Origin of the sequence: Pseudochrobactrum albidum (assembly GCF_051851455.1) — a bacterium.
Taxonomy (GTDB): Bacteria; Pseudomonadota; Alphaproteobacteria; order Rhizobiales; family Rhizobiaceae; genus Pseudochrobactrum.
In genome coordinates, this window is record NZ_JBPVTR010000023.1 from 81,681 (window position 1) to 101,650 (window position 19,970).

General features: G+C 44.8%; 16 protein-coding genes and 1 tRNA gene. 7 read left to right on the forward strand and 10 right to left on the reverse strand.

Annotated features, from left to right (window positions below; genetic code table 11):
- Nucleotides 1–10: 10 nt before the first annotated feature.
- On the reverse strand, nt 11–1,159 hold the full coding sequence (locus tag ACSTTO_RS09495) for a CobW family GTP-binding protein (RefSeq protein WP_439272952.1): 1,149 nt from the start codon (nt 1,157–1,159) through the stop codon (nt 11–13).
- Between the two features lie 139 nt (nt 1,160–1,298).
- Entirely contained in the window at nt 1,299–2,405 is a 1,107-nt protein-coding gene (locus ACSTTO_RS09500; protein WP_439273255.1) for a D-alanyl-D-alanine carboxypeptidase family protein, read from the reverse strand.
- A gap of 388 nt (nt 2,406–2,793) precedes the next feature.
- On the opposite strand from ACSTTO_RS09500, the gene ACSTTO_RS09505 reads away from it, so the two are divergent.
- The 6 genes from ACSTTO_RS09505 to holA all read left to right on the forward strand — a co-directional run bounded on the left by ACSTTO_RS09505 (nt 2,794) and on the right by holA (nt 8,527).
- Nucleotides 2,794–3,987 (forward strand): M20 aminoacylase family protein, encoded by a 1,194-nt coding sequence (locus ACSTTO_RS09505; protein WP_439272953.1) that lies wholly within the window; start codon nt 2,794–2,796, stop codon nt 3,985–3,987.
- Between the two features lie 179 nt (nt 3,988–4,166).
- Nucleotides 4,167–4,243, forward strand: a tRNA-Arg gene (locus ACSTTO_RS09510).
- A 227-nt stretch (nt 4,244–4,470) separates the two neighbouring features.
- Nucleotides 4,471–5,439, forward strand: a complete 969-nt coding sequence (locus tag ACSTTO_RS09515) for an ABC transporter substrate-binding protein (protein ID WP_439272954.1) — start codon at nt 4,471–4,473, stop codon at nt 5,437–5,439.
- Nucleotides 5,440–5,680: 241 nt separating this feature from the next.
- The gene (locus tag ACSTTO_RS09520) at nt 5,681–6,562 is read left to right on the forward strand and encodes an ABC transporter permease (protein WP_439272956.1); all 882 of its coding nucleotides are present in this window, start codon (nt 5,681–5,683) and stop codon (nt 6,560–6,562) included.
- The gene (locus tag ACSTTO_RS09525) at nt 6,559–7,353 is read left to right on the forward strand and encodes an ABC transporter ATP-binding protein (protein WP_439272958.1); all 795 of its coding nucleotides are present in this window, start codon (nt 6,559–6,561) and stop codon (nt 7,351–7,353) included. The genes ACSTTO_RS09520 and ACSTTO_RS09525 overlap by 4 nt, the downstream gene beginning before the upstream one ends.
- A 127-nt stretch (nt 7,354–7,480) precedes the next feature.
- Nucleotides 7,481–8,527: a DNA polymerase III subunit delta gene (gene holA / locus ACSTTO_RS09530; protein WP_439272960.1), complete on the forward strand. Its 1,047-nt coding sequence runs from the start codon at nt 7,481–7,483 to the stop codon at nt 8,525–8,527.
- Between the two features lie 77 nt (nt 8,528–8,604).
- Here holA and ACSTTO_RS09535 read toward each other — a convergent pair whose 3' ends face one another.
- From ACSTTO_RS09535 to mnmE, 5 genes are all read right to left on the reverse strand, one after another.
- On the reverse strand, nt 8,605–9,483 hold the full coding sequence (locus ACSTTO_RS09535; RefSeq protein WP_439272962.1) for a ParB/RepB/Spo0J family partition protein: 879 nt from the start codon (nt 9,481–9,483) through the stop codon (nt 8,605–8,607).
- A gap of 49 nt (nt 9,484–9,532) precedes the next feature.
- Nucleotides 9,533–10,333 carry a ParA family protein gene (locus ACSTTO_RS09540; RefSeq protein WP_439272964.1) on the reverse strand — a complete coding sequence of 267 codons (801 nt, stop codon included), beginning with the start codon at nt 10,331–10,333 and terminating at the stop codon, nt 9,533–9,535.
- Between the two features lie 51 nt (nt 10,334–10,384).
- Nucleotides 10,385–11,017, reverse strand: coding sequence for a 16S rRNA (guanine(527)-N(7))-methyltransferase RsmG (gene rsmG, locus ACSTTO_RS09545; RefSeq protein WP_439272966.1), 633 nt, complete (start codon nt 11,015–11,017; stop codon nt 10,385–10,387).
- A complete protein-coding gene (gene mnmG, locus ACSTTO_RS09550) occupies nt 11,014–12,945 on the reverse strand; it encodes a tRNA uridine-5-carboxymethylaminomethyl(34) synthesis enzyme MnmG (RefSeq protein ID WP_439272968.1) in 1,932 nt (643 codons plus the stop codon). The genes rsmG and mnmG overlap by 4 nt, the downstream gene beginning before the upstream one ends.
- Before the next feature lie 182 nt (nt 12,946–13,127).
- On the reverse strand, nt 13,128–14,450 hold the full coding sequence (gene mnmE, locus ACSTTO_RS09555; RefSeq protein WP_439273256.1) for a tRNA uridine-5-carboxymethylaminomethyl(34) synthesis GTPase MnmE: 1,323 nt from the start codon (nt 14,448–14,450) through the stop codon (nt 13,128–13,130).
- A gap of 193 nt (nt 14,451–14,643) precedes the next feature.
- Between mnmE and ACSTTO_RS09560 the strand changes: the two genes are divergently transcribed.
- Entirely contained in the window at nt 14,644–16,671 is a 2,028-nt protein-coding gene (locus tag ACSTTO_RS09560) for a thioredoxin domain-containing protein (protein WP_439272969.1), read from the forward strand.
- 67 nt (nt 16,672–16,738) lie between these two features.
- On the opposite strand, the gene rho is transcribed toward ACSTTO_RS09560, so the two are convergent.
- The 3 genes from rho to hemE all read right to left on the reverse strand — a co-directional run bounded on the left by rho (nt 16,739) and on the right by hemE (nt 19,794).
- On the reverse strand, nt 16,739–18,004 hold the full coding sequence (gene rho, locus ACSTTO_RS09565; RefSeq protein WP_439273257.1) for a transcription termination factor Rho: 1,266 nt from the start codon (nt 18,002–18,004) through the stop codon (nt 16,739–16,741).
- Between the two features lie 234 nt (nt 18,005–18,238).
- A complete protein-coding gene (gene hemJ, locus ACSTTO_RS09570; protein ID WP_439272971.1) occupies nt 18,239–18,769 on the reverse strand; it encodes a protoporphyrinogen oxidase HemJ in 531 nt (176 codons plus the stop codon).
- On the reverse strand, nt 18,769–19,794 hold the full coding sequence (gene hemE, locus ACSTTO_RS09575) for a uroporphyrinogen decarboxylase (protein ID WP_439272973.1): 1,026 nt from the start codon (nt 19,792–19,794) through the stop codon (nt 18,769–18,771). Before hemE ends, hemJ begins: the two co-directional genes overlap by 1 nt.
- Between the last annotated feature and the right edge of the window lie 176 nt (nt 19,795–19,970).

A 19,970-nucleotide genomic window follows, 5' to 3' on the forward strand; every position in this document is an offset into this window, starting at 1 on the left:
ATAGAGTATTTCAGTCTTTTACCGTGAAACCCGGAATAACCAGCGGATTATCTGTCAAAGCCTGTGCATCGGGCTGATCTATATGTGGTTTGCCTAAAAAACTGTCAAATAAAGCCCGCACATAGGCTTCATCCATATCCTTAGTAATCAGCACCAGCTGTGTCTGATATTTCGTATCCTGCAATTCCGCAGGCCAAGACTTTAAACGCAATGGCGGATGCAGAATTTGCTGCACACCATGAATAACCAGCGGATGTTCAGCATCTTCCGCAACAGCAATAATGCCTTTCATGCGCAACAATTTTTCGCCATGGGCAGAGCGCAACAAATCCAGAAACATCTCAATCGAGGCAAACGGCACCGGCGCATCATGACGCAGCGAGAAAGACCGTATTGCTGAATCATGGTGATGATGATGCTCATGATGATGACCGGAACAACCAGCACCGTGAATTTCACATATATGATCATCATGTATATGATCATCATAATGCTCTGCCTTGAGCCATTTCTGTACATCAGGTGTTTTGCCGGACGGATCATAAAGGCCACAATTAAACAGGGCGGCATAGCCCAAAGCTGTATCAACAGCCTCATAAATTTCAGCTGCCGGATTAAGCCCCTTGATGCGGGCTTTCAAAACGGCAACAGTATCAGCCCCTGCAAGATCCGTCTTGGTGATCACAATCCTATCAGCAACAGCAATCTGTTTAACAGCCTCAATATGGGCATCAAGCGTTGCCATACCATTCACCGCATCCAGTGTTGCAATCACACCATCAAGCCTGAGCACCTGCATCAAAACAGGGTGGCCTGTAAGAGCCTGCAAAACCGGCACCGGATCAGCAAGGCCGGTTGTCTCAATCACAATACGCTGCAATGCCTTGATTTTTCCAAGCTGAACACGTTCGATCAGATCTGCCAGCGTATCCACCAGCTCACCACGCACAGTGCAGCACAGGCAGCCATCTGCCAGCTGGATAACACCATCTGTTGCCTGTTCCACCAGCAAATGATCAATGCTCACATCACCAAATTCATTGATAATAACCGCTGTATCCTGCAAGGCAGGATCTTTCAGCAACCTGTTGAGCAAGGTTGTTTTGCCGGAGCCAAGAAAGCCCGTGAGAACAGAAATGCTGATCGGCTTGAAAGACATATGTTTCTCTCTGAATTATACCCTGAAACAGACACAAGCCTTTCAGGATAGGCTGGGTATTGAATATTAAAAATGCCGGCCTGTTTATCAGACCGGCAGATATTTTTCAAAGCCGCAATAACCGCCGGCAACAATATGATCAATTAACCGCGGTTTTGATATTGCCGCGCATCGGCCGCTGCAACGGAATTGGCACCTGCGAAATATGCAATGCCTTGCCTGCCTGCACATCCGGCGCTTTGGAAATAAGCCCGACGGATACAGCAATCGGATCACGGGTCATGGCTGTAATATAAGGCGAATTAATCTTCAGCCGTCCTTCAACATCGCGGCCGTCCCAACGGTCAGACATTGCCTGCTGGCTGCATATCTGTGCCCGCAAATCCGTAACCTGATTATTATTGCTGCCATAAGGGGCAAGGCTTGCAAGCGTAGCGCCGCCACCGCCGCGTGTGGCAAAGCCGTTATTCAAAAGTTCTGCCGCCTGCACTGCGCGGTCTTCCTGACGGGCCGCACCAAGAACAACCGCCACAATTGTCCGGCCGTTGCGTGTTGCCGATCCGGCAAGATTAAAACCTGAAGCACAGACAAAGCCTGTTTTCATACCGTCAGCACCGTTAAAACGGCCAAGAAGAATATTATAATTGGCCTGAATTTTTTTACCCTCACCCGGGTCAATTGCTTCCGTACTGAAATAATGAGCATATTCCGGAAATTCACGGCGCAATTGTGCGGCCAGCAAGGCCATATCCCGCGCAGTGGAATAATTATTCGGATCCGGCAAACCATGCGGATTGGCAAAATGTGAACCAAACATGCCAATACGACGCGCCTCAGCATTCATCATTGCCACAAAACGGGCCTTGCTGCCGCCAATCGTTTCCGCAACTGCCACTGACACATCATTGGCAGATTTTACAAGCATAATTTTCAAGGCTGTATCCAGTGTCATCACCGAGCCGGCTTTATAGCCCATTTTACTCGGCGGCTCTTTGGTGGCGGCAACCGACATGCGAACCGGTGTTTCCAACGTTTTCTGACCGGAGCGCAAAGCCCTGAACACCACATAGGCCGTCATCATTTTGGTGAGCGAGGCCGGATACCAGCGTTTAAACGCATCATTATGTGCCAGTACTTTACCTGTTGCGACATCAACCGCCATATAAGGATTGGCTTCAACCTGCGAAACAGACTGAGAAACCGCAAGGCATGCTGCGGTCAAAGCCAGAACAGATTGTTTTAACAAGGTCGGGATCATAGAGTGACCACCTTTCAAGGCGTAATATTCAGAAGAAAAACATCCGGAATCCTATCCGCATTTTCACAGCTCAGAACCTGAACACATTAATCAGGTGTTCAAACGGTATAAAACGGCAAAAATCCGGCTGTCAGAAAATTAACTGAAACAAATTTTCTCTGCTGCCCTTTTCTACCCCAGTCCGGGTATAAAAGGCAAAGTCCGAATAGCGAATTTTTAGAAATCACATTATGTTGTCATAAGAGCGTTGTGTTTTACCCACACAGGCTTACAAGAAATAATCTTATTGCATAAGTTTTCCGGCAGAATTTCTGCAGAATTACATTATGCACAGACCGCCTCGGAGGAGAGGCAACCAAGGTTCGGAGAACAGGAAATGCCGCTTTCAGACCGCGCTATACAATTAAAACAGGAAGTCAGCCTGTGGCGCAGATATTTGCACAGCAAACCGGAACTACTTTATGACGTTTATGAGACTGCGGCATTTGTAGAACAGAAACTGCGGGAATTTGGTTGTGATGAAGTTGTCACCGGCCTTGGAAAAACCGGTATTGTCGGTGTTATCAAGGGCAAAAAAGGTGCAGGTCAGGCCATTGGTTTGCGTGCTGATATGGATGCCCTGCCCCTGACCGAAACCGGCACACCGGAATGGGTTTCACAAAATCCGGGCAAGGCACATTCCTGCGGCCATGATGGCCATACATCCATGCTTTTGGGCGCTGCAAAAATTCTTTGTGAAACACGTGATTTTTACGGAAAAGCCATTGTGATTTTTCAGCCCGCTGAGGAAGGCGGCGCTGGCGGCCTTGCCATGGTCAATGACGGGTTGATGGAACGCTTTAACATTGTTGAAGTTTACGGCATGCATAATATGCCGGGCATTGCCACGGGGGAACTGGCTGTGTGCAAAGGCCCGATCATGGCGGCAACAGATGAATTCACCATCACCATTAACGGCAAGGGCGGCCATGCAGCACAGCCAAACCGCAATATAGATCCTATCGTAATCGGCTCACAGCTTGTCACAGCCTTACAGGCTATTGTTTCACGTGGAGCAAATCCGCTTGATTCGCTGGTAATATCCGTTACCAAATTCAACGCCGGCGAGGCTTACAATATTATTCCTGAAAAAGCGGTTTTGGCCGGCACAGTGCGCAGCCTCACCAAAACAACCCGTGCTTTTGCAGAACAACGCATCCGCGCACATTGTGAGGCGTTTGCAGTTTTGAACAATATTACCATCGACCTTAATTTCAAAAACAACTATCCGGTCACCTTCAATCATTCAGAACAAACTGAAATTGCCGCAACAGTTGCTGATAAGGTGAGCATTAACGGGCCGATTAACCGCGAGGTTGAGCCGATGATGGGCGGGGAGGATTTTTCCTATATGCTCGAAGCCCGGCCGGGCTGCTATATTTTCATCGGCAACGGAGACAGCGCCAATCTGCATCATCCGGCTTATGATTTTAATGATGATGCCCTGCCCTATGGCATGAGTTACTGGGTTGAGCTTGTGCAGCATCGCCTTAAAACAGCACAACTCTTTGCTGATAAAGCGGCAGCCTGATACAAAATAATGCGGAAAAGCCTTCTCTGCTTTTCCGCATTTTATGCTTTAATCATTATCATAAAAAATTTTCCGGCCGGCTACCCTTGGCGAATAGCCAAAAAATCAGTATGTGTGCATGCGGTTTGCATATTTCATGGCTTCTGTGAGCCACTGAAATATTCTAAAGAGAATTATTCGGTCCCGTAGCTCAGTAGGATAGAGCGACAGATTCCTAATCTGTAGGCCACTGGTTCGAATCCAGTCGGGATCACCAATCTTTTTTTGAAACCTATTTAACAACAATTTTGCCCTTAAAAATCGTATTAATCATTCAGTAACCACAATGATTCACGTGAAACAACTATGCTTTTAGCGCCACGCTTCAAGCCAAGAATGGCAATTAATTGCCAGACACAACACGATCCTTTGTGATGCGCGTTGACCTCTTTCATAGAACTGATTATTCGTTTTAACCGGGACGTGGAACAGAGGGAGATTTTCATGCGTACACTTATCCTGGCATTGCTGTCGACAGCTATGGCCACCACAATTATTTCTGCACCGGTACAGGCCAAAGATGTCAGTGTTGCCGTAACAGCAATTGTTGAGCATCCGGCTCTTGATGCTGCCCGTGATGGCGTTAAGGATGCGCTTGCAGCTGCCGGTTATAAAGAAGGTGAAAACCTTAAATTCACCTATCAGTCTGCTCAGGGTAATCCTGCAACCGCAGCACAGATTGCACGCCAGTTTATTGGTGAGGCACCGGATGTCATTGTTCCGATCTCAACACCTTCCGCTCAGGCTGTTGTTTCCGGAACGCGTGATATTCCAATTGTGTTTACCGCTGTTTCCGATCCTGTTGGTGCACAACTCGTCAAGGATATGCAAAAACCGGGCGGCAATGTCACCGGTCTTTCCGATCTTTCACCGGTTGCCGATCACGTAAAGCTGATCCGGGAAGTTGCGCCTGATGTAAAGACAATCGGTTTTCTCTATAATTCCGGTGAGGCCAATTCGCTTTCCCTTCTGGAGGGGCTCAAAGCTGCGGCCAAGGAAAGCGGGCTGGAAGTTGTGGAATCTGCGGCAACCAAATCCGCTGAAGTTCAGGGCGCTGCCCGCGCGCTGATCGGCAAGGCAGATCTTATTTATATTCCAACAGACAATACCATTATTTCTGCACTTGAGGCTGCGGTCAGTGTTGCCGAAGAAGCAAAAATACCCCTCATGACCGCTGACACGGATTCTGTCAGCCGTGGTGCATTTATTGCTCTTGGTTTTAACTATTATGATGTTGGCAAACAAACAGGTGATGTGGTTGTTCGTATTCTTAAAGGTGAGAAGCCAGGCGACATTCCGGTAAATGTTGCAGCCGGCACAGACCTTGTGGTCAATCTTGTTGCGGCTAAAAAAATGGGTATTGAAATCCCGCAGGCTGTAATTGACCGTGCAAGCAAAGTCATCAGGGAATAATCAGCACAAATGCCGGTAAAGCAATTTACCGGCATATTGCCAAATGGCATTCCGGCTGCAAAAAAACTCGTCTGACTGCCGCATTTATCTTTTGTATAATTTTTGATCTCACATCAAAGAGCAAAAATTATTATCCTATTTCAACAAGCAGGCTGCCCCGTATTTTCAGACAGGTCAGAGCAAATTTGTTTTTGATCCGTATGAGATGCCGGCCGTCTGCACAAGCCGAAGGAACATTATTTTGAGTCTGATCGCTTTTTGGGGCGCGGTCGAATTAGGTCTTGTATTTTCATTTGTCGCTCTCGGTGTTTATCTGTCGTTCCGCGTGCTTGATTTTCCGGACCTGACTGTAGATGGTTCTTTTCCGCTCGGTGCCGCTGTTACTGCTGTTCTTATTATTGCCGGAATTAATCCGTGGCTTGCAGCCGTAATTGCCATGCTAGCCGGCGCGATTGCCGGTTTGGTAACCGCAACTTTGAACCTGCGTTTTGGCATTCTTAACCTGCTGGCCTCCATTCTTACCATGACAGCGCTGTTTTCCATCAATCTGCGTGTCATGGGTAAGCCAAATGTTGCATTAATTAATCAGGATACGATGATCTCTCCGTTTTTTGGACATGGTATTCCGGAATATTATATTCGTCCGCTTTTTGTCGCTGTGCTTGTTATTATTGCTGCGCTGCTTGTTTGGCGTTTTCTTGAAAGCAATATCGGTCTTGCGATGCGGGCAACAGGTGCAAATCCGCGTATGGCGCGCGCTCAGGGCGTTAAAACCGATCGTCAGATTTATCTCGGCATGGCGCTTTCCAATGCTTTGGTTGCACTTGGGGGCGCGCTTTTTGCCCAGACAAATGGTTTTGCTGATGTGACTTCCGGTGTCGGCACCATTGTTGTTGGCCTTGCTGCTGTTATTATCGGAGAAACCTTATTCCGCACCCGTCTGTTGCTGCTTGCGCTGATCGGCTGTGTAATCGGCTCAATTTTATATCGTATTGCCATTCAACTGGCATTGAGCAGCGATTTTATCGGCCTTAAAGCCTCTGATCTTAATCTTGCAACCGCTGTTCTTGTTACAATAGCCCTGGTACTGCCACGCTTGCGTCGCGGAGGTCTCTCCAAATGATTGAAGTATCCAATCTCGGTGTTATTTTCGGCCGTGGCACGCCTTTGCAAAAGCAAGCATTGTCAAACATCAACCTGAAAATTGAAGAAGGCACATTTGTCACGGTTATCGGCTCCAACGGCGCCGGAAAATCAACCCTGCTCGGTGCCCTTGCCGGCGATGTAATTGCCACTGAAGGCAAAATCCTGATTGGCAACAAAGATGTTACCAAACAATCTACCGCCGATCGTGCTTCTATGGTGGCGCGTGTGTTTCAGGATCCTTTAACCGGCAGTTGCGGAGCCCTTTCAATTGAAGAAAATCTGGCACTGGCTGCCATGCGCGGTCAGAAACGCGGTCTTTCCCATGCGCTTAACCACAGCCGCCGCGCCTTATTTCATGAGCGGGTGGCCGGTCTTAATCTTGGGCTTGAAAACCGCATGCAAGATCGTATGGATTTGTTATCCGGCGGGCAGCGTCAGGCACTTTCCCTGATTATGGCCACCCTGACAAGATCCGAGGTTTTACTGCTTGATGAACATACAGCCGCGCTTGATCCGGGTATGGCTGAATTCATTATGAAACTAACCGCCAAGCTTGTGAATGAAAACAAGCTCACAACCTTGATGGTCACACATTCCATGCAGCAAGCCCTGGATTATGGCACACGTACCATCATGCTTCATGGCGGCAATATCATTCTCGATGTTTCCGGCGAAGAGCGTAAAAATCTCACTATTAAAGATCTGATTGATATGTTCAAAAAAGTTCGTGGTGAAACACTGGATGATGATGCTCTCCTCATCCAGTAAACTGTCACATGTTATTTTATCAATGCCGCGCCTAGAGCGCGGCATTTTTCATTTTAAACAATGACAGAATTTCATCCGTATCATAAAGCCGGATTCCCCTTTGACCGGCTTTGTTGTAAACAGACTTATGGCACAGAAAAAAGCACATGAAGTTGATAATTTTCTCACGCGTCCCGCACAGACCGGCACGATCATTCTGATCTATGGGCCTGATAAAGGCATGGTCAGTGAACGAGCAGCAAAATATGCCAGATTGACAGGCCTGCCATTGGACGATCCTTTTGCTGTTTTACGCATTGAAGCAGATGAAATAGACAAGGATCCTGCCCGGCTGATAGATGAAGCAAGAACGATCCCCATGTTTGGCGGAAACCGGCTGATCTGGGTAAAAAATGCAGCTGCCCAAAAGAATATTGCTGATGCGGTTAAAGAACTAATTTCAGAACCGCCACAGGATAGTTATATTCTTATTGAAGCAGGTGATCTTAAAAAAGGTGCCGGCTTGCGCAGTGCTGTGGAGAGTGGTTCTGCAGCCATGGCCTTGCCATGCTATGCTGATGATGCACGCGGCATTGACGGTTTGATTGATGATATTTTACTGGCTAATAAATTACAAATTTCTTCCGATGCACGCCAGCTGTTGCGCATGAGCCTAGGTGCAGACCGGCTGGCCACACGCGGTGAACTGGAAAAACTTTGCCTTTATGCACATGGCAAACAACGCATTGAAATAGATGATGTGCGTGAATCTGTCGGCGATGTTGCAGCCCTTTCTCAAGATGAAGTAATCGATGCTGTGATGATTGGTGATCTTGCTAAATTCAACGCAGCTTTTGACCGTATAATTCACACGGGCACCCATCCTTTTCTGCTCATCAACACCGCAATCCGTCAATTCAACCAATTACATGCAATGCGTTTTATTATGGAAACAGAAAACAAACCGGCAGCTATGGTTGTTAATACGGCAAAACCACCGGTTTTCTTTGCCCGTAAAAGATTAATCGAAACAGCCTTGAATCTCTGGAATGTCCAATCGCTCAACCGTGTTGCAGACAGACTTCAAAGAACCGTTCTTGAGAGCCGGAAAAACACCGTACTTTCAACTGCAATTATAAGACAGTCATTTATTGCTTTAGCTGTTGAAGCTTTACGTAATAAACAAAGGCGATAAGATAATTTATTGTATAAAATAATTAAAGTGGTTCCAATGATAATATTTTAAATCGGAACCACTTAATAATACTTATATCAGCTTTGCAAACGGCGACAAATTTCATCCAATTGTTCAAGAGAACTATAACGGATACGCACTTCCCCGCCCCTGTCGCGATGATTAATTTCAACTTTCATGCCGGTTACATCAGAGAGCAGCTTTTCCAATGCGCGTGTATCCGCATCTTTCTCAACAGGCGTGCGCTCCGGCTTAACGGCAGGAATTCCCTTACTTTCAGCCTGAGATAAAGCTTCAACCTGACGTACAGACAAACCCTCTTTAACAATGCGTTCCGCAACAGCCTTAGGGTTATCCATCGTAACAAGCGTGCGTGCGTGCCCGGCTGTTAAAGCGCCGTCATTGATAAATTGCTGCACTTCCGCAGGAAGCTTTAAAAGACGCAAAGTATTAGCCACATGGCTGCGGCTTTTACCAATAACCTGTGCCAGATCAGCTTGCGTATAATCATGCTCATCAATCAGCAACTGATATCCCATTGCTTCTTCAACTGGGTTAAGATCAGCACGCTGAACATTTTCAATAATAGCCAGTTCAAGCGCCACACGGTCATCAACATCACGGATGATAACCGGAATTTCTGCCAAACCCGCACGCTGAGAAGCGCGCCAGCGGCGCTCACCGGCTATAAGTTCAAAATGTTCACGATTTTCAGGTGACGGACGCACAACAACAGGCTGAACAATCCCGTGTTCACGGATCGATTGCGCAAGATCTTCCAGCTCTGTTTCTGTAAAAACACGACGCGGGTTACGCGGATTGCGATTTACAAATTCGATAGGCACATAACGCTCAAGCGGCACCGGCACTTTACGCTCTTCAACAGGCCGGTCGATATCCCCAATCAGAGCTGCCAGACCGCGACCAAGACGCTTTTTTGAAGGATCATCACTCATAAGTTGAATGCTTTCTGCAATTGTTACGTATTCGAATCAAATTTGAATGTCAGGCTGCGCTGCGTAATTGTCGTTCACGCTGGATAACCTCAGACGCCAGCTGCAAATAAGCCTGACTTCCGGCACATTTCAGATCATATAAAATAGCCGGTTTACCATGAGATGGTGCCTCAGAAACCCGCACATTACGAGGAATAACAGTACGATATACTTTTTCCCCCATAAAGGCGCGTACATCATCAACCACCTGATTAGCCAAATTATTACGGCTGTCATACATAGTAAGCACAACACCTTGAATTGTAAGATCAGGATTTAGAGAACTGCGCACCTGATTTACAGTTTCAAGCAACTGGCTTAATCCTTCAAGAGCAAAAAACTCACACTGCAAAGGTACAAGCACGGAATCTGCTGCAGCCATAGCATTCAAAGTCAAAAGATTGAGCGAAGGCGGGCAATCAATCAAAATATAGGTAAATTGCTCAGAAATGGCGGAATCAAAACGCAAGGCATCGCGTAATCTGCGGGTTCTGTCCGGTGCGTTGGAAATTTCCATTTCAATGCCAAGCAAATCAAGCGTTGATGCCACAAGAAACAAATTAGGCACATCAGTGGCAATGGCAGCTTCTGGCACCGAGGCATTTTGTGTCAGCACATCATAGGATGATAAAGGCCGGTTTTTACGATCAACACCTAACCCTGTACTGGCATTGCCTTGCGGATCGAGATCAACAATCAATACATTTTCACCGATTGCAGCCAATGCAGTCGCCAGATTAATTGCCGTTGTGGTTTTTCCCACACCGCCTTTCTGGTTTGCGATCGTTATAATCCGTGTTCTGTTATTCATAATTATTGTCCCGAATAACTTTTGTTACTTTGCGGCTTTCATGCATATATATCAGCGCCGCTGCAAATTACTGATTTCAAGAATGACAGAACCGGCCTCAATCGCGCTTTCATGTTTTATGAGATCAAATTTCCAGCTTGTCAGGCTTTCATCAATTTCTCGCTGGTAATCACGCCCTTTTTGAAACAAAGCCCTTGCTCCTTTCGCCATCCATGGTTCAGTTAACTCAAATAACCTGGCCAATGATGCCAAAGCTCTGGCGGTTATAATATCCGGAACCGCAATTTGCTCATAACAATTTTCAATTCTTGCATTTACAACCTGCCCCGGCACCTTGAATTGAGCAAGTGCATTACGTAAAAACGCAGATTTTTTACTGTTACTCTCCACCAAACTTATAGTTCCACCCGTTTGTTTGAGCATAATCCCCAGAACCATACCTGGAAAGCCGCCACCTGATCCCAGATCCAGCCATTTTTTTACCTGTGGTGCCAAATTAAAAACCTGAACACTATCAAGAATATGCCGTTCCCAGAGTGTTTCCAATGTATTTGGCGAAGCCAGATTAATTGCCTTAGACCATTTTTTAAACAAAATCTCAAAGCCAATCAGGTCTTCCGCTGTTTCACGTGAAACAAATGGGTATAACGCTCTTAGTGAATCAAAATATTTATCTTTTGTCATGCCGGTTTTGCCAAATCACCCGAAATATTCTGTGTAATACCGTGTTTACGGATATGCGTTATCAACAAGGCGATAGCAGCCGGTGTCATTCCTTCAATTCTTTGAGCTTCAGCAATATTCGAAGGTTGTCGTTTTTCTAATTTTTGCCTGAGTTCAAGAGATAAACCAGGAATAAAAGAAAATTGCACTGAAGCAGGTATAATTAATTGCTCTTCCCGTTCCATAGCAGCAATATCTGCATTTTGCCGATCCAGATAGACAGAATATTGCGCTTCAATCTCCAATGCTTCCTTAGTGACCGGTGATAAAGCTTCAAACTCCGGCCAGATTTTAGCAAGTTGCTCAATAGTTACATCCGGATAAGACAAGAGATCATAAGCTGTACGGCGCACACCATCTTTATTCAGCGTTAAACCATAAGCCGCAGCTGCATTTGGTGTAATTGAAAAACTACGAGCCAGATTTCTGGCATGGTCCAAATCTTGTTTTCTATCATTGAAGCGTTTTTGCCGCTCAAGACCAACAAGACCCAATAGCTCACCCAAAGGTGTCAGACGATTATCGGCATTATCAGCACGAAGCGAAAGCCTGAATTCCGCTCTTGAAGTAAACATGCGATAAGGCTCACTGACACCGCGCGATGTCAAATCATCAATCATCACACCAATATAAGCTTCAGTACGCTGAATAATCACCGGATCGCTGCCACCTGCGCGCCTTGCAGCATTAAGGCCAGCCAGCAAACCTTGTGCACCTGCTTCTTCATAACCGGTTGTGCCATTAATTTGCCCTGCTAAAAACAAACCTTTAACACGGCGTGTCTCAAGGCTGCGCTGTAATTCCCGCGGATCAATAAAATCATATTCAATCGCATAGCCTGGTTGCAGCATTTTTGCATATTCCAGTCCGGGAATTGTTTTTAATATTTCAAGCTGCACATCTTCCGGTAAGCTGGTTGAAATACCATTTGGATAAACTGTATCATCATCCAGACCTTCCGGTTCAAGAAATATCTGATGACCGTCACGATCACCAAACTTGACAATTTTATCCTCTATTGATGGACAATAACGCGGACCAATACCCTCAATATTACCGGAATACATCGCTGAACGATGAATATTTTCACGAATTATCTTATGCGTCGCATCTGTAGTTCGGGTAATACCGCAATCAATTTGCGGAACTGTAATCTTATCCGTCATCATTGAAAACGGTACAGGATCTTTATCCGCAGATTGTTTATCCAAACCCGCCCAATCAATCGTTTTGGTATCAATCCGGCATGGCGTACCGGTTTTTAAACGCCCCAAACCAAAACCCAAAGCATGTAAACGCTCAGAAAGACCAAGCGCAGGTTTCTCACCCATACGGCCTGCAGGGATCGTCTTCTCGCCAATATGAATCAGGCCATTAAGAAATGTTCCGCTCGTTAACACGACAGAGGCACAATTGATAACAGTTCCATCCATCAACTGAACGGCATTTACAGCACCATTTTCAACCAGAATATCCGCAGCACCACCTTCTACAACGGTGAGATTGGCCTGTTCCTTAATAAGAGCCTGAACAGCGAGACGATATAATTTACGATCAGCCTGTGTTCGCGGTCCTCGTACCGCAGGGCCTTTACGGCGATTTAAAAGACGAAATTGTATACCTGCCTGATCAGCGGCTCTGCCCATCAAACCATCCAGCGCATCAATTTCACGAACAAGCTGCCCCTTACCCAATCCGCCAATTGCAGGATTGCAAGACATCACTCCTATTGTATCAAAGCGATGCGTTACTAAGGCAGTTTTTGCACCTGTTCTGGCTGAAGCCGCAGCAGCTTCCGTACCGGCGTGACCACCACCAATAACAATGACATCGTAAAAACTTGTCATAATCATATCCAAAACTTGTTTGGTTTCACGTGAATCATCCATCTCATGTTCTCATCAAAAATGGAACAGCTAACAAAATAATGAACAGAGATTTCATCAAAAGGAATCTGTGACCCAGAATAAGCCTGTTGAGTCAATCCTTATATTTTGATTCCACAGAATGTTTCACGTGAAACATATTTGATTGTTGGATAGTCTATATCATGAAATTTGTTTCACGTGAATCATTTTCCAATACAGAATTGTGAGAAAATGACATCAAGAATATCCTCAACATCGACATCACCGGTGATTTTACCTAAATATTGTGATGCGTGACGCAGATTTTCTGCCCTTAGTTCAAGAGGTAAATTCTCTTGTTTATAGGCTTTTTCAATTTCTGATTTGCATTGGCTTAGCAAATCAATATGTCTGCGTCGCGTTGGTACAATATCATTCTGTAAGCTGGTTTTTTCAGTGATAAACTTTGTGAGATTTTCAAGAAGAAAATTAATTCCAGTGCTGTTTTTAGTGGAAATTATAAAATTATAGTCCGTTTTTGTATCTGTAATTAAATCCGCTTTATTGCCAATTTTCCAAATTTCGGTTTTAAAATCCGACATGTCCAATTTTATTGGAGCAGATAAATCTTCAATATATAAAATTAAATCAGCTTCAGCAGCTTTATCCCATGCGCGTTGAATTCCTATTTGTTCAACTTTTCCTGCGCTTTCTCTTATGCCCGCAGTATCAGTGATATAAGTAGCTACACCATTAAGATTTAACTTTACTTCCAGTAAATCGCGCGTTGTTCCCGCTTCATCAGAAATAATTGCAACATCCCGTGCTGCAAGTAAATTCATCAGGCTGGATTTTCCGGCATTCGGAGCACCAATAATCACAATATGAAAACCGTCTCGCAGCATTGTTCCGCGTTTGCCATCTGCAATATGCTTTTCAATTGTCTGGCTTAAGACTTTCATCTCTTGCCAAACCTTTTCCGAAACAGAACCCGGAACATCATCCTCATCAGCAAAATCAAGTTCAGCTTCAATAAACGCCCGCGCTTGAATTAATTTTTTGCGCCAATTCATATAAAGATCACGTTGTGCTCCGGATGCAACAAGCTGTGCAAGACGTCTTTGGCTTTCGGTTTCAGCGGAAATAAGATCTGCCAGGCCTTCGGCCATAGTAATATCCATTTTTCCATTTGCAAATGCCCGCCTGGTAAATTCGCCGGCTTCTGCTAAACGGCAATTTTCAAATTCAGCTAAGGCTTCAAGAAAATTTTCTACAACCGCAATACCACCATGAATGTGAAATTCCACGCAATCTTCACCGGTAAAGCTTTTTGGCCCTTCAAAGAACAACGTCAATCCGCTGTCCAGAACTTCATGTTTCCGGTTTTTCAACAGACCATATCTGGCTTTGCGCGGTATTGGCACTTGATCTGAAATGGTTTCGGTAATGAATCGAGTTTGTGGGCCGGATACTCGGATAATAGCAACACCGGATGGCAAGCGTCCGCTGGAAAGTGCAAAAATAGTATCTTGATGAAAAGGCTGCATTGGCATTGAAAATCCGTTATAATGTAGCAAAGAATTGCCGTTTTATCTGTTAAAACCTGTTGCGGAAAGGGTGAAATATTTTACACGTAGAAATCAATCTGCAGACTGGTTTTATAAGAAATAATAACGGCGTTTGGCTTAACTGCTTTACATATCGAAAAATCCGGCATTTTGCATCCTGAAAGGTAAAACCATGAATCCGATGCCCGGTAATGCCAATATAAATCGCCTTGATACTGCACAAAGCACATATTTAAAGCAGCATAGCAACAATCCTGTACATTGGCAGCCATGGGACAAAGAAGCACTGGATCAGGCTGTTTATTTTGACAAGCCAATTCTGCTTTCTATCGGTTATTCTGCCTGCCACTGGTGCCACGTCATGGCACATGAATGTTTTGAAGATGAAGAAGTGGCTCAATTGATGAATGAGAATTTCATCAATATTAAAGTTGACCGTGAAGAGCGGCCGGATATAGACCAGATTTACATGACTGCCCTTAACGCTATGGGAGAGCAAGGCGGCTGGCCATTGACGATTTTTTTAACGCCGCATGGTGATGCTTTCTGGGGCGGCACTTATTTTCCAAAATATGCAAATGATCATCTTCCTGGCTTTACGGATGTTCTTAAAACCCTGTCTGGCATATGGAAAAATGACCGCAGCCGTATTACCGGCAATATTACCGCATTGAAAAACCATCTGGAAAAAACATTTCAGCCACCGGTCAATATCGCAAAAAATGATGAGGCTTTTTTTCAAAATTATGCCGATACAATAGCACGGCGGATAGATAATACTTATGGCGGCATCAGCGGACAGCCAAAATTCCCCAATTTTCCGCTTATGACAATGCTCTGGACTTCATGGAAAATCAGCCAGCAGCAGCAACATCGTGACTATTTTATTCTCAGCACTGAAAAAATGCTCAATGGCGGAATTTATGATCATCTGGCAGGTGGTCTTGCCCGCTATAGTACAGATCAATTCTGGCTCGTCCCGCATTTTGAAAAAATGCTTTATGATAATGCTCAGACAATCCGCCAAAGCCTATGGGCATGGAGTGCCAGCCAGAATAATTTACACAAAAAGAATTTGTTTCGTAAGCGAATCGAAGAGATAATTAACTGGTTGAACACAGAAATGACACTGCCTGATGGTGGTTTTGCCTCCGGTCTGGACGCTGATAGCGAAAATATCGAGGGTAAATTCTACATTTGGGATGCAAGTGAAATTAAAAAAATTCTCGGTACAGAAGCCGAAATTTTCCTGCAAAAATATAATGTGTGTGAACAGGGAAATTGGGAAGGTAAAACCATTCTGCATCGCCTTGATATGGCTGAATATGATGAACAGGAAGAGGCCATTTTACAGCCATTACGCAATAAATTGCTTAATGTCAGGAATCAGAGAATTCACCCTGGTCGCGATGAAAAATGCCTGACAGACTGGAATGCCTATTTAATCCGTGCTTTAGCAGAGGCGGCGCGTGTTTTTAATCGTGCGGATTGGCTTACCTTGGCACAAAAGACCTATCATTTTCTGCTACCCGCCAAAAACGCAGGGCTTTCCCATATAATCTCAAAATCTGCAATAAAATTCCCTGCTTTATCATCCGATTATGCGGCACTCATCAATGCTGCGCTTTCACTTTATCAGGCTGATCCCAAACAGGATTATATTGATGATGCGCTGCGTCTCATGCAGCAATTAAATCAGCATCATCGTGATCAAAACAGAGATTACCGTCTGACCGCTCTCGATAATGATGATGTTATTTTTTATCTTTATGGCGATCAGGACGAAGCAATACCAAGTGCTACCAGTCAGATTATTGAAGCATTTATGCGCTTGTCATTAATTACAGGAGATGAAAATCTTCTGCAGATAACCAATGATCTGGCAAAACGTGCACTTGGCCGTGCTGTACAAATGACCTACGGACAGGCATCTATTCTCAATTCTGCAATACATCTGCTTGATCCTGTTAAACTGGTGCTGATTGTTGAAAATACAGAAAATGAACTTTATCGCTGTGCATCCCGCCACGCTGATCCCTGCCGTACAGATATTATTTTAAGCCATAAACAAGCAGCTCAGTTGCCGCAATGGGCCGCGATAGCAGCAAATGCCGGAAAACGCGCCTGCGCTATTTTATGCCGCAATCATATATGTTTACCACCGGTTTATAATGTTCGTGATCTGGAAAATTTACTCTGAAACCGGAAGAAATAAAAACGCCGCCCTTTTGAGGCGGCGTTTTCATCAGCAATTTTAATTTGCAAAATTATGTATTCATTGAATCAAAGAATTCAGCATTATTCTTTGTCTGTTTCAGCTTGTCGATCAGGAATTCAATCGCATCCGTTGTTCCCATCGGCGAAAGAATACGACGCAGAACAAAGATTTTCTGCAAATCCTGACGCGGCACCAACAGATCTTCCTTACGCGTGCCGGATTTAAGAATATCCATAGCAGGGAAGATGCGCTTATCAGCAACCTTGCGATCAAGCACGATTTCCGAGTTACCTGTACCCTTGAATTCTTCAAAGATAACTTCATCCATACGCGAACCGGTATCAATCAGCGCGGTTGCGATAATAGTCAATGAGCCGCCTTCCTCAATATTACGCGCAGCACCAAAAAAGCGTTTAGGCCGCTGCAACGCATTAGCATCCACACCACCGGTGAGAACCTTACCTGAAGACGGAATAACAGTATTATAAGCACGGCCAAGGCGGGTGATTGAATCCAGCAGAATAACCACATCACGGCCATGCTCAACAAGACGTTTTGCTTTTTCAATCACCATTTCAGCAACCTGAACATGGCGTGAAGCCGGTTCATCAAAGGTTGAGGATACAACCTCACCTTTTACCGAGCGCTGCATATCGGTTACTTCTTCAGGGCGCTCATCAATCAATAGCACAATAAGATAACATTCCGGATGATTAGCCGTAATAGAATGTGCAATATTTTGCAGCAAAACCGTTTTACCGGTACGTGGTGGTGCCACAATCAAACCACGCTGACCTTTACCAAGCGGAGCAACCAGATCAATCACACGGGCTGAATTATCCTTATTGGTTGGATTATCCAGCTCCATTTTGAAACGCTCATTTGGATAAAGCGGTGTCAAATTATCAAAATGAATTTTATGACGGATCTTTTCCGGATCTTCAAAATTAATTGTATTAACTTTTAAAAGTGCGAAATAGCGTTCGCCTTCTTTCGGGCTGCGGATCGGCCCTTCAACCGTATCACCGGTCTTCAATGAAAAGCGGCGGATCTGAGAAGGAGAAATATAAATATCATCCGGTCCCGGAAGATAATTGGCATTTGCCGAGCGCAAAAAGCCAAATCCGTCGGGAAGTAATTCAACAACACCTTCACCGATAATTTCAACTTCCTGAGAGGCAAGACTCTTCAGAATAGCAAACATCAATTCCTGTTTGCGCATGACGCTGGCATTTTCAACCTGCAGCTCTTCGGCAAGCGCCAGCAAATCGACAGGTGTCTTGTTTTTAAGATCTTGTAGTTTCATTTCCTGCATGGGTGCGGAACTCATATTATAAAAGATTGAAAAAAGAAAAATGCAGTTATGCGCTCAGAATGGTCATGAGAGGCATGACCGGCATTAAAAACCTGCTATTCTTAAAGGAAGGCGCATATCCAATAGCTGGTTCTGAAGATTTGGGCAAGAGGCTGATTACGTAACTTTATCAGAAAAATAATGGCTGATATTAAAACCGCGCAAAAAAACGCGGTTTTAACAGAACCAGACAATTCAAAATGGTTTTACAACCACCAGAATAACAATGAAAATCATCAATAGGGTCGGAATTTCATTCACAATCCGCCAATGTTTGGTGGATTTGGTGTTTTTATCCTGCGCAAACATCCGCACGCTTTTTGAAAGATAGCCATGGACAGCAGACAAAAGCACAACCAGAAAAATTTTGCCATGCAACCAGCCGCCATGAAAACCGAATATTTTCCATGCCATCCATAGGCCTAAAACCCAGCTCACAATCATTGCCGGATTGATAATATAACGCAGCAACCGATGTTCCATGATTTTAAAGGTTTCAGAAGCATGAGAACCCGGCTTTTCCTGACTGTGATATACAAACAGCCGCGGCAAATATAACATCCCGGCCATCCAGGAGATAATAGCAATAATATGGAATGCCTTTATCCAGGGATAGGCTGCATCTGTTGCCGTAAAAAACAATGCATAAGCGGCAATTCCTGTTATTAATAACGCAATAATTGCCCTTATTGCCGGATTAGTTCCATTTGTAGTGGCTTTTTCCATTATGTCCCTGCCTGACGAATATGATTGACCATTTGTGTAACATGTTCAACTGGCACCAAAGGGGTAATACCATGGCCAAGATTAAAGATCAGCGGCCCCTGCCCCAGTTTTTGCAAAATTATATCAATGCCTTCATCAAGAGCCTTCCCGCCTGCAAGAAGGCGTAACGGATCGAGATTGCCTTGTACTGCACCTTGTTGCTGCAATTCCTGTGCAAATGTCAGGGGAACAGACCAATCAAGCCCCAGCGCATTCACTCCGGTTTTGGCACGGTAATCGCGATAAAGCATCCCCGCCCCTTTCGGAAAACCGATAATTAATGCATCCGGATGAATTTCACGTACTTTCTGAACAATGCGCGCAACCGGCTTGATACAAAAATCCTCAAAGCAGTTTTCATCCAATACACCAGCCCATGAATCAAAAATCTGCACTGCATCTGCACCGCAATTAATTTGTTCAATAAGATAGTCAGCTGAAATATCGGCAAGATCATTCAGAAGCTTGATAAAAACCTCACGGTGCTGATAGGCAAATAAACGCGCCGGTGCCTGATCCGGTGTGCCATGGCCGGCAATCATATAGGTGGCAACTGTCCACGGGGCGCCGCAAAAACCAAGCAATGTTGTTTCATTTGGTAATTGTTCCCGCAATCGGCTGACAGTTTCATAAACAGCAGCAAGTTTTTTTGCCTTATCTGTGATGTCGAGATTTTTAATCTCATTAACAGTCACAGGTGTCATCAAAGGCCCTTTTCCTTCTTCAAAGCGAAGATCCCGTCCAAGAATATGCGGAATAACCAGAATATCTGAAAAGAGAATGGCTGCATCAAAACCATAACGGCGGATAGGCTGAAGTGTCACTTCAGTAGCAAGTTCAGGATTATAGCAAAGATCCAGAAAGCTTCCGGCTTTTTCTCGTGTTGCACGATATTCAGGAAGATAACGTCCTGCTTGTCTCATCATCCAGATTGGTGGAGGAAATACAGTTTCACCTTTGAGTACGTTTAAAACTTTACGTGTCATGTCATTTACCCACACCGGTTTTCCCCGGTTCTTGTTTTAAAAAAGTGATGATTTTGGATTCTTATGATTCTTAGAGTCTGTTGATAACGGGGATTAAATTTTTTCCTGAAATTTTCCACAGGCGGATCATATAAACCAAGCGATGTGGATAAAATGCCTATCAAGTGGGAAAAAGC

Bases quoted from the DNA above. Each gene is read 5' to 3' on its own strand.
- hemE (WP_439272973.1), bottom strand. From the start codon at position 19,794: ATGACACGTAAAGTTTTAAACGTACTCAAAGGTGAAACTGTATTTCCT.
- mnmG (WP_439272968.1), bottom strand. From the start codon at position 12,945: ATGGATGATTCACGTGAAACCAAACAAGTTTTGGATATGATTATGACA.
- mnmE (WP_439273256.1), bottom strand. From the start codon at position 14,450: ATGCAGCCTTTTCATCAAGATACTATTTTTGCACTTTCCAGCGGACGC.
- ACSTTO_RS09560 (WP_439272969.1), top strand. From the start codon at position 14,644: ATGAATCCGATGCCCGGTAATGCCAATATAAATCGCCTTGATACTGCA.
- hemJ (WP_439272971.1), bottom strand. From the start codon at position 18,769: ATGGAAAAAGCCACTACAAATGGAACTAATCCGGCAATAAGGGCAATT.
- rho (WP_439273257.1), bottom strand. From the start codon at position 18,004: ATGCAGGAAATGAAACTACAAGATCTTAAAAACAAGACACCTGTCGAT.
- ACSTTO_RS09540 (WP_439272964.1), bottom strand. From the start codon at position 10,333: ATGAATAACAGAACACGGATTATAACGATCGCAAACCAGAAAGGCGGT.
- ACSTTO_RS09535 (WP_439272962.1), bottom strand. From the start codon at position 9,483: ATGAGTGATGATCCTTCAAAAAAGCGTCTTGGTCGCGGTCTGGCAGCT.
- rsmG (WP_439272966.1), bottom strand. From the start codon at position 11,017: ATGACAAAAGATAAATATTTTGATTCACTAAGAGCGTTATACCCATTT.
- ACSTTO_RS09505 (WP_439272953.1), top strand. From the start codon at position 2,794: ATGCCGCTTTCAGACCGCGCTATACAATTAAAACAGGAAGTCAGCCTG.
- ACSTTO_RS09525 (WP_439272958.1), top strand. From the start codon at position 6,559: ATGATTGAAGTATCCAATCTCGGTGTTATTTTCGGCCGTGGCACGCCT.
- ACSTTO_RS09515 (WP_439272954.1), top strand. From the start codon at position 4,471: ATGCGTACACTTATCCTGGCATTGCTGTCGACAGCTATGGCCACCACA.
- holA (WP_439272960.1), top strand. From the start codon at position 7,481: ATGGCACAGAAAAAAGCACATGAAGTTGATAATTTTCTCACGCGTCCC.
- ACSTTO_RS09495 (WP_439272952.1), bottom strand. From the start codon at position 1,159: ATGTCTTTCAAGCCGATCAGCATTTCTGTTCTCACGGGCTTTCTTGGC.